Raw genomic sequence first — 10,048 nt, 5'->3', positions numbered from 1 at the left:
CGGCAACAGGGTGAGGGCGACCAGAACGGCGATGGCGACGGCGCCCGCTGCGGCCAGACCCATTGCGCCCAGGAGCGGAACGCCGACGACGGTCAGTCCAGCCAGGGCGATGACCACGGTCAGCCCGGCGAAGACGACCGCGGTCCCGGCGGCGCCCACGGCCCGACCGGCGGCATCCTCGCCGTCGCGGCCGATCAGGCGTTCATGCCGGTAGCGGGAGACGATGAACAACGCGTAGTCGATGCCGACCGCCAGCCCCAGCATGAGGGCCAGGGCCGGCGCGGTCGCCGGCAGGGCCAGTGTGCCCGCGACCGCGGTCAGGCCGGTGACGGTCGCAGCCACCCCGAGCAGCGCGGTGAGCAGGGGCAGCCCGGCCGCCACCAGAGACCCGAAGGTGCTGACGAGGACGACCAGTGCGATCAGCAGCCCGGCGGTCTCGGCGCCGAGACCGCTCTTCCGGGAGCTGTCGCGGTAGGCCGACCCGCCGAACTCCACCCGCAGCCCGGCGTCGCGGACCGGTTGGAACACGTCCGCCAGCGCTTCGCGGGTGCTGTCGTCCACGTGCGCGGGCTTCTCGTGGTAGGCGACGTTCGCCAGGGCGGTGCCACCGTCCGGCGAGACCGTCCCCGCGGTGAACGGGTCCACCACCCCGGCGACGTGCGGCGCCCTCGCGGCGGCGGCGAGGGTCTGCTCGATGACGGCTCTGTGCTCGGCGACCTCGTGGCCGGCGGACGCGACGATCACCACCTGCGCGGAGGCACCCGACGCGGCGGGGAACCGCTCGGTGACGGTGTCCAGGGTCTGCTGGGCGCGCGAGCCGGGGATCGAGAAGTCGTCCTCGTACGAGCCGCCCGCGGTGGCGGCGAGCGCCCCGACGCCGACCAGAACGGCCAGCCAGGCCACCAGGACGGCCCGGCGGCGCCGGTAGGTCCAGGCGCCGAGCCGGTAGAGCGATGCGGCCATGACGGTGAGCTCCTCACGGTCGTGGATCAAGGAGTCCCAGCACACCGCCCGTGCCTGACGACTCGGCGTCCGCGAACCTGACGGTTGCCTGACGGAGGTCTCCGCCGGACCTGTTCCGCGAAGTCGTCGGAGCCGGACGATGATGACGGTGACGCTGAGTTCGGCTGTGGAGGTGCGCGTGCGGGCGTACGGGTTCGTGCGGGTCGGTGGCCCGGAGCAGGAGTCCTTCCTGGAGGTGCCGGTGCCGGAGCCCGGGCCGGGGGAGCTGCTCGTGCGGGTGCGGGCGGCCGGGGTGAACCCGGGCGACTGGCGGTTGCGGGAGGGCTCGTACGGCGAGCTGCGTGCCGCGGTGTTCGGTCGTGAGGTGGCCGGGACCGTCCTGCGGCTCGGTCCCGGCGTGACCGGGTTCGCGCCGGGGGACGAGGTGTTCGGCGGTTGTCCCGGCATGGTCGGTGGTTGGGCCGAGCAGGCCCTGGTCACCGCCGGTTTCGCCGCGCACCGGCCGGACGGTGTGTCGCCGGCGGCCGCCGCCGTGCTGCCGGTCGCGGCCGGCACCGCGTATGACGCCCTGACCCAGCTCGCCCTGCCGGCGGGGGCCACCCTGCTGGTGAACGGGGCGGGTGGCGGCGTGGGCGTGCCGCTGCTGCAGCTCGCCCGGCTGCGAGGGATCCGGGTCGTGGGGACCGCGAGCCCGGCCAAGCACGAGTTCGTCGCCGCGCTCGGCGCGGTTCCCGTGGCCTACGGGGACGGGGTCGTGGACCGGATCCTGGCCGCGGCGCCGCAGGGGGTCGACGGCGTGTTCGACCTCGTCGGCGGGGACGCGCTGCGTGCGGTCGCGACCCTGGTCCCGCCGGAGCGGTTGTTCTCGGTCGCGGACAAGGCGTTGGTCGCCGCGCTCGGCGGGCGGGACGTCGTGCGTGACCGCAGTACCCGGGTGCTGGCCGCGCTGGCCCGGCTGGTGGCCGCGGGCGAGCTGGACCCGCACGTCACCGAGGTCCGGCCGCTGAGCGAGGCCGGTGCCGCACTCGCGCTCGTCGAGCGGGGGCACGCACGGGGGAAGGTCGTCCTGGTGCCGTGAGCACCCGCCTCCGTACGGCGGAGGGCTGCTCGCCTCGTTCGGCGCGGCCGCCAGGTGGGTGCCGTGGTCGAGCGCACCGTGTGTTGGAGCGGGAAGAGTGCCGCCCCCCGTTAGTCTGAGGCGATGTCGCTGCCCTCCCTCACGGACGCCGCCGGTCAGGGCTGGACGCAGGTGTTCGACCTGGGGCTGGCCCTGGTGCTCTCGGCCGCGATCGGGCTCGAACGCGAGGTCCGGCAGAAGAGCGCCGGACTGCGCACGCACACGTTGGTGGGCCTCGGCGCCGCGTTGATCATGCTGGTGTCGAAGTACGGCTTCTTCGACGTCCTCAGCGAGCACGTCACACTGGACCCGTCCCGAATCGCGGCGCAGATCGTGTCCGGGATCGGCTTCATCGGCGGCGGACTGATCTTCGTCCGCCGCGACGCCGTCCGCGGCCTGACCACGGCGGCCGTGGTGTGGCTGACCACCGCGGTCGGCATGGCCGCCGGCGCCGGGCTGTGGCTGCTGGCCATCGTGGTCGCCGTCACGCACTTCGTGGTGGTCTTCGCCTTCACCCCGCTGGTGGCGAAGCTGCCGCGGTCGAAGTACGCCCAGACCCGCCTACGCCTGACCTACGCCGACGGCCGGGGCGTGCTCCGGCTGGCGCTGGCCGAGTGCACGAAGCGCAAGTTCACCGTCGGCGAGCTGGACATCGACCAACACGACGAGGCCGGCGAGGTGACGTTGTGGCTCAGCCTCCAGGGCGCGGGTCCCATACCGGACCTCACCGCGGCCCTGGCCGACATCGACGGCGTTCTCTCGGTCCTGACCGATGACGTCCCCGGCCTCGCGTTCTAGACGAGTAAGCCCGAAGGCGGGGACGCCCGCGCGGCCGGTGGACTCCGCTTGCCGTCACTCCTGGCGGTGCTGGTGGTCGGGTCCAGGTTCGCGGGTGCCGTCGAGCAGGTGGAGCAGTACGCCTTCCCGGGTCGACCACGGGCAGATGTCCACCGTCGAGTGGCCCGTCGCGGTCATGAGTGCTTCCGCCGCCACGGCGCCGGCGAGTGCCTGGTGGGCGCGGTGTGGGGAGATACCGGGAAGTTCGGCCCGTCGGTGTGGTGGCAGCGCGGCGAGGCGCGGTATCCACGCGGTCACGTCGGCGGCGCGCAGTGTGTCGGTGCCGGTGAGCTTGGCCAGTGACTGGAACACCTTGGAACACCCCACGGTGGGGGCGTCGGCCAGCTGGCGCAGGATGTCGGGTGGTACTTCGCGTGTGATCCGCTCGTGGAGCAGGTCGCGGAACTCTTCGAGGCAGCTGTCGTCGTTCAGGCCGGCGCGGGCGAGGGTGCGCGCGCCCAGCGGGAGCGAGGACGTGAACACCGGCCGCGCGCCATGGCCGTAGGCGATCTCGATGGTGCCGCCGCCGACGTCCAGCACGGCCAGGGGACCGGTGGACCCGCGCAGGTACCGGGCCGCTCGATAGGCGAGGTGGGCCTCGTGGTCACCGGACAGGAACCGCAGCATGACCCCGGTTCGGCGGGCGACGGTGTCCACCACCTCAGCGGCGTTGGCGGCATCGCGCACCGACGAGGTCGCGAATGGCAGGAACGTCCTGATCGGCACCTTCCACAACCGCTGCCCGACGGTGTGCACGGCCCGGCTGATCTGGTCGACTCCGGGCGCGGTGATGCGCCCGTGCCCGTCGATCACCCGATCCAGCCGAAGCCGAACCTTGCACGAGGCGACCCTGCGGGAGGGACTTCGCTCCACGACGAGCAGATGGGCGCTGAAACAACCCACGTCCAACACCGCGACCCTGTCCGACTGGGTGAATGTCTCTGTCGATGCCACGGTGCGGCCGCTCCTCGCCGGTGTTCACCCAGCTCCCTTCTGTGGAGATGAGCGGTTGTTCGACCGCCAGCCATTCTTCAACGACGCCGAACGGCACGCCACTCGAGCGGGTGCCGCACCCGAGTGGCGGGACAGGTGGACCTGTGCTGACTCCGTCGATCGGGCGGGGGAGCGGAAGCGGTGTGGAACGGCCGGTTCCGCCGGTCCACGGCTGCGTGGTCGAGTAGGCCTGCCATCGGAGGTGCGCGGGAAAGATCGGCTTCACGGCCCGCGTCGGCCGGGTCGCCTCGTCACCACGGGGCGACCCGGCCCGGGTTCGCGGTGTCAGCCGCCGAGTTTGTCGTTGTAGTCGGCGATCTGTTTGTTGGCCGCGTTCTGTGCGTCGGTGAGTGCCTTCTCGGCGTCGGTGCCCTGGAGGACGGCCGCCTGGAGGGCGGTCTCGACGTCCTTGCGGACGTTGGGCATCTCGCCGACCGAGCAGCCCTGCGTCGCGTGGGTCAGCTTCGTGCCGCGCAGCTGCTCGATGGCCGTGGCGAACTGGGGCTTCTGGCTGACCCACTGCTTGTCCGCCGGGTCGTCCAGCGCCGCCTTGCTGATCGGGAAGTACCCGGTCTTGGTGTGCCAGGTGACCTGGGTCTGCTTGCTGGAGAGGAACTTCACCAGTTCCCAGGCGGCGCGTTCCCTGGCCGGGTCCTTCTTGTTCACGATCCACAGCGAGGCGCCACCGATGATCGGGCCGCCGTCGTCGTCCGCGCTGACCTTCGGGTAGAAGCCGGTGCCGACCGTGAACGGGTTCTTCGACGCGGCGGCGCCCGCGGTGAAGGTGCCGAGCGAGCCGGTGGACTCGAGGCTCATCGCGACGGTGCCGGAGCTGAAGGCGTTGTCGCCGTTGTCGGTGTTGCTGTCCAGCTTCATCGCGAGGCCCTCGTTGACCATCTGCTGCCACCACCGCACGAGCTTGAGGTTCGTGTCGTTGACGATGGTGGCCTTCTCGGCCCGGCCTGTCCTGCCGTTGTCCGCGTCGCACAGCGTCTGGTCGGCGACCGCGTTCCACTGCTCGGCGAACCAGCCGTAGAGGGAGGCGCCGAAGCCGTACTGCACCGTCTCACCGGGGGTTGCCTTGATCTTCCTGGCGGCGGCCATGATCTCGTCGAGCGTGGTCGGCGGCTTGTCCGGGTCGAGGCCGGCCTTCTGGAACGCCTCCCGGTTGACGTACATCAGCGGCATCGAGGTGTTGAACGGCATCGAGTACAGCTTGTCGTCGACGGTGTAGTACCCGGCGATGTTCGGCTGCAGGTCGGACACGTCGTGGTGGTCGACGTCGATGAAGGACTGCATCGGCATGATCGTCCTGGAGTCGATCATGTAGCGGGTGCCGATGTCGTACATCTGCAGCATGTCGGGCCGCTGCTTGGTCGAGGCGTTCTTGTACGAGGCGAGCACGTTGTCGTACTGCCCCTTGTAGTTCAGCGTCACCTTGATCTTGCCCTGGTGCTGGCTGTTGAACTGGTCGACCAGCGACTGCAGCGCCGCGCCGTTGGTGCCGCTCATCCCGTGCCAGAACGTGATGCCGACCTCGCCCTTGCCGTCGAGCGCGTCCTTGCCCGGCGCGGCGGCATCCCCGCCACCGGACGAGTCTCCCGAGGTCGCCGCCGACGTGCACGCCGAGGCGGTGACGGCCAGCGCGAGCGCGGCTGCCAGCGCGCCGATGCGCCGACGCGAAGTTATCCGCACGGTTCTTCCTTCCTGTCGCAGCGTTCCCGCACCGTGGTCCCTGTGGTCCACAGTGGAGTCATTTCACGGCCCCGGCCATGAAGCCGCGGACGAGCCAGCGCTGCCCGAAGACCACCAGCAGCAGCGTGGGCACGAGCGTGATCGTCACACCGGCCAGCACCAGCGCCTGCTGTGTGCCGTTGCCGTTGTTCTTCAACGCGAACACGGCGGTCTGCAGCGTGTTCATCGAGTTGTTCGACGAGGAGATGATCAGCGGCCAGAAGTACATGTTCCAGCCCTGCAGGAACGACCACACCGACAGCGCGGTCAACGACGGCCGCACCGCGGGCAGCACGATCGTGAACAGGAACCGCAGGTGCCCGGCGCCGTCGATGAGCGCGGCCTGCCGCAGCTCGTCGGGGAACTGGCGGAACGCCTGGCGCATCAGGAACACGCCGAAACCGTTGGCCAGGAACGGGAGCACGAGGCTCCACTGGCTGTTCTCGATGCCCATGCTGCGGACGAACAGCGCGTTGGGCACCACGATCGCCTCGTAGGGCACCATGATCGTGGCCATGAACAGCCAGAAGACCGGCTTGCGCAGCGGCATCCGGACGAACACGAGCGCGTAGGCGGCCAGGCACGACGTCACCAGATGGCCCAGCATGATCAGCACGCCGACGAACAACGAGTTGGTGAACGCCGGCAGCAGCGGCACCACCGTCTGCCGCCACGCGGCCACGTAGTTGTCGAACGAGTACGTGCCGCTGACCAACCCGGGCGGCTGCCGGACGAGCTGTCCCTCCGGCAGGAAGCCGCCCACCACGGTCAGCAGCACCGGGAACAGCAGCACGATCGCCGCCAGCCCGAACCACACGTAGGTGAGAACGCCGACCGGGGCCGACGGTTGTCCCGGGGAGCGCCTCCTGCGCCGTGCCTGTGCCGTGCTCGCCCGGGGCGGCGCGGGCGCGACAGCGGTGGTCGTCTGGGTCACCGGTAGTGCACCCGCCTCTCGATCACGCCGAACTGGACCGCGGCCAGCGCGATCCCGATGATCAGCAGTACCAGGCCCTGCGCGCTGGCCAGGCCGTAGTCGTTGTTCCCGTACTCGAAGGCGTTGTGGTAGATGGCGAACACCAGCGTCGTGGTGCTGCCGTTGGGCCCGCCGTCGGTCATCACCTGCACCTGCCCGAGCGCCTGCAGCGCGGTGAGCGTCGTGGTGACCACCACGAAGAAGACGTTCGGGGAGATCATCGGCAGGACGACGCCGAAGAAGTTGCGGAACCCGGTGGCCCCGTCGATCCGGGCGGCCTCCAGGACCTCTTGGTCGACGCCGGCGAGCCCGGCGGAGAGCACCAGCAGGTTGAACCCGGCCACCACCCACACCGTCGCCCACGCCACGGTGACCAGCGGCCACGGCGACTCGGTGGTCCAGCCGGGCGCGGCGATCCCGAACAGGCGCAGCGCCCAGTTGACCGGGGACATCGACGGGTCGAGCATCAGCAGCCAGACCACGCTCGCCGCGGACGCCGAGTAGGCGAACGGCAGCGTGAACAGGGTGCGGAACAGGCGCATGCCGGGCAGCCGCTGGGACAGCGGCACGGCCAGCGCGAGCGGCAGCACCAGCCCGACCACCACCACGAACACCGTGAACAGCAACGTCTGCAGCAGGATCGTCCCGAACTCGGGGGTGAAGAGGGCGGCGAAGTTGTCCACACCGACCGAACGGGACGGGTTGCCGTTGATGTCGGTGCCCCGCGTCGACAGGAAGACCGCCTGGAACAGCGGGAAGATCACGAACGTGCCCAACCCGGCGAGCGCGGGCACGCAGAACAGCACACCCAGCGTGACCTCGCGGGCGGACAGCCGCTGCCGACGCCGCTGATGGCCCCGGCCCGCGGAACCCCTGGTCGCCCCCGTTGTGGGTGACTTGTAAACATCATCGGTCCCGACCATGGCGGCATCTTGCCACTTCCTGGTCATCGATGTCAGATCGTCACCCACGTTGACACCCAGTCAACGCCTGGCCGTGATGTCGGCACTCCTCCCCGACGAAGGCGTCCCGGGGTCGGTGCGCCCGACAGGACCGCCTTGATCGCGTGTTCCGCGTCGCTGGACGACAGGCATCGGGGAGATTCCCCCGTGCCACCGGATTCTGCGAGTATCGAGGGGTTGGTTGTTTGCCACGCGAGCACGAATCGAGGACGTGCGCATGACTGGGGTTCTTCCGCTTGATGCCAGTGGTTCGGACATCCACGCCGAAGGGACCCGGTTGCGGGCCCGGGGAAAGGCGACGCCGGTGGAGCTGCCGGGCGGCGTGCGGGCGTGGGCGGTGAGCGGCCACGAACCGCTGCGCCGGCTGCTCGCCGACCCACGGGTGTCGAAGGACGCCGAGCAGCACTGGGCGGCGTACGTCAACGGCGAGATCGCCGAGGACTGGCCGCTGCGCATCTGGGTCTCGGTGCGGAACATGTTCACCGCCTACGGCCCCGACCACCGGCGGCTGCGGTCCCTGGTGTCGGCCGCCTTCACCGGCCGGCGCGTCGCCGCGATGCGGCCCCGGATCGAGCGGATCACCCAGCAGCTGCTCGACACCATCGAGCGGCTGCCCGAGCCGGTCGACCTGCGCGCGCGGTACGCCTACCCGTTGCCGATCGAGGTCATCTGCCAGCTGTTCGGAGTGCCTGAGGACCAGCGTGACGGGATCCGCGCGGTGGTGGACATGTTGTTCGACTCGACGATCACCGCCGAGCAGGCGCAGGCCAACAACGCCACGCTGTACCAGCTGCTCACCGACCTCGTGGCACGCAGGCGCGAGGCACCCGCGGACGACCTCACCACCGCGCTGATCACCGCCCACGACGACCGGGACGGCGCGCTGAACGAGACCGAGCTGGTGGACACCCTGATCCTGATGCTCTCGGCCGGTCACGAGACGACGGTGAACCTGCTCGACCACGCGATCACGGCACTGCTGAGCCGGCCGGGGGAGCTCGACCTCGTGCGCGCGGGGCAGCGGTCGTGGAGCGACGTGGTGGAGGAGACGCTGCGTTGGCAGGCACCCGTGCCGTACCTCCCGCTGCGCTACGCCATCGAGGACATCGACGTGGACGGCACCGTCATCCCCCGGGGCGAGGCGATCCTCGCCTGCTTCGGCGCCGCCGGCCGCGACCCCGCCTACTACGGCGACACGGCCGACGAGTTCGATCCCGCCCGGGCCGTCAAACAGCACCTCGCCTTCGGGCACGGCGTCCACCACTGCCTCGGTGCCCCGCTGGCCCGGCTGGAGGCCGAGATCGCCCTGCCGGCACTGTTCGAGCGCTTCCCCGAGCTGAGTCTCGCGGTGCCGGTGGCGGAGCTGGCGACCCTGCGCACGTTCCTGTCCAACGGCCACACCGCACTGCCCGCCCGACGCGGGCACTGACCGAAACTCCCGCCTGGGAGACGTGGTGCGCAACCCGAGCCGTGCGCGATCGGCCGAGGAGGCGGAGCGCACGGGCGTGGTGCCGCCGTGGGCAGTGACGATCGCGGCGACCATGCACAGGGCGGGCCGGCGGCGCTGTCGTCCCGGCTCGGGACCGGGTAGGCATTCTGTGAATGGTTGTGGTACTAGTTGTTTTGTGTGGGAATGAGAGCACGCATTCCCGAACTCACTGGGAGGATCGCTAGTCCGCATGCACGAATCATGCATTCGATCATTTTCTCGGAGGATGCCATGATGCGGGTACTTGTGGTGGATGACGACCCCGCGCTCGCCAAGGCCGTCGTGCGTGAACTGCGACGGCACGGTCATGACGCCGACAGCGTCGCCACGGGTCGAGAGGCACTGAAGGCGTATCACCTGGCAGATCTCGTGTTGCTCGACCTGTGCCTGCCCGACATGGATGGTTTACAGGTGTGCCAGGCGATTCGCGCCATGTCGGACGTCCTGGTCATCGCGGCCAGCGAGCGCCGCGGTGAGCTGGACACGGTGTTGGCGCTGCAGGCCGGCGCGGACGACTGCCTCGGCAAGCCGTACGGCGTGCGCGAGCTGACCGCGCGGATCGAGGCGCTCGCCCGCCGCGTGCGGTCGACGCGGTTCGAGTCCGGCACGCTCGTGCACGGGCCGCTGCGGGTCGACTGCACCGCACGGCAGGCCTGGCTCGAGGACCGGCCGCTCCGGTTGACCCGCAAGGAGTTCGACCTGCTGAAGGTCCTGGTGTGCAAGCCGAACGTGGTGTTCAGCCGCAAGGAGCTGATGACACTGGTGTGGCACGACCGGTGGACGACCACCGGCCGGACGATCGACACCCACGTCAACAGCCTGCGCAACAAGCTCGGCGACCGGGACTGGATCATCACCGTCCGCGGGGTGGGCTTCCGCCTCGGCGGGCCGGGCACCGCCCGTCCCGCGCTGGACGGGAAGCGGCCGGGGCGTCGCCTGGTCGGCGCCGCCACCGGCTGAGGTGAGCACGGGCGGGTCGG

The 10,048-nt window shown here is 70.4% G+C and carries 9 protein-coding genes; 4 read left to right on the top strand and 5 right to left on the bottom strand.

The features are described 5' to 3' along the window. Window positions 1-963, bottom strand: a 963-nt coding sequence (locus ACJ73U_RS28985; RefSeq protein ID WP_407780898.1) for an MMPL family transporter, incomplete at its 3' end; no start/stop codon positions are given. Between the two features lie 148 nt (window positions 964-1,111). Between ACJ73U_RS28985 and ACJ73U_RS28980 the strand changes: the two genes are divergently transcribed. Further along, entirely contained in the window at window positions 1,112-2,041 is a 930-nt protein-coding gene (locus ACJ73U_RS28980; protein WP_407780897.1) for an NADP-dependent oxidoreductase, read from the top strand. A gap of 123 nt (window positions 2,042-2,164) precedes the next feature. Continuing rightward, window positions 2,165-2,878: an MgtC/SapB family protein gene (locus tag ACJ73U_RS28975; protein ID WP_407780896.1), complete on the top strand. Its 714-nt coding sequence runs from the start codon at window positions 2,165-2,167 to the stop codon at window positions 2,876-2,878. A gap of 54 nt (window positions 2,879-2,932) precedes the next feature. Here the strand turns inward: ACJ73U_RS28975 and ACJ73U_RS28970 are convergent, their stop codons facing one another. From ACJ73U_RS28970 to ACJ73U_RS28955, 4 genes are all read right to left on the bottom strand, one after another. Then, window positions 2,933-3,790 (bottom strand): exopolyphosphatase, encoded by an 858-nt coding sequence (locus tag ACJ73U_RS28970; RefSeq protein ID WP_407780899.1) that lies wholly within the window; start codon window positions 3,788-3,790, stop codon window positions 2,933-2,935. A 405-nt stretch (window positions 3,791-4,195) separates the two neighbouring features. Further along, window positions 4,196-5,605, bottom strand: coding sequence for an ABC transporter substrate-binding protein (locus ACJ73U_RS28965; RefSeq protein WP_407780895.1), 1,410 nt, complete (start codon window positions 5,603-5,605; stop codon window positions 4,196-4,198). Between the two features lie 58 nt (window positions 5,606-5,663). Continuing rightward, window positions 5,664-6,578: a carbohydrate ABC transporter permease gene (locus ACJ73U_RS28960; RefSeq protein WP_407780894.1), complete on the bottom strand. Its 915-nt coding sequence runs from the start codon at window positions 6,576-6,578 to the stop codon at window positions 5,664-5,666. Continuing rightward, window positions 6,575-7,540 carry a carbohydrate ABC transporter permease gene (locus ACJ73U_RS28955; protein ID WP_407780893.1) on the bottom strand — a complete coding sequence of 322 codons (966 nt, stop codon included), beginning with the start codon at window positions 7,538-7,540 and terminating at the stop codon, window positions 6,575-6,577. Before ACJ73U_RS28955 ends, ACJ73U_RS28960 begins: the two co-directional genes overlap by 4 nt. Before the next feature lie 256 nt (window positions 7,541-7,796). Here ACJ73U_RS28955 and ACJ73U_RS28950 point away from each other — a divergent pair, with 256 nt between their 5' ends. Both ACJ73U_RS28950 and ACJ73U_RS28945 read left to right on the top strand, forming a co-directional pair. Further along, complete coding sequence (locus ACJ73U_RS28950; protein WP_407780892.1) at window positions 7,797-9,008, top strand: cytochrome P450; 1,212 nt, start codon at window positions 7,797-7,799, stop codon at window positions 9,006-9,008. 294 nt (window positions 9,009-9,302) lie between these two features. Next, window positions 9,303-10,028, top strand: coding sequence for a response regulator transcription factor (locus ACJ73U_RS28945; protein ID WP_407780891.1), 726 nt, complete (start codon window positions 9,303-9,305; stop codon window positions 10,026-10,028). The last annotated feature ends 20 nt before the right edge of the window (window positions 10,029-10,048 follow it).

Origin of the sequence: Actinophytocola sp., assembly GCF_045807065.1 — a bacterium.
Taxonomy (GTDB): Bacteria; Actinomycetota; Actinomycetes; order Mycobacteriales; family Pseudonocardiaceae; genus Actinophytocola.
The sequence above is the reverse complement of the archived record's forward strand: the minus strand, read 5'-3'. Positions and strand labels throughout refer to the sequence as shown.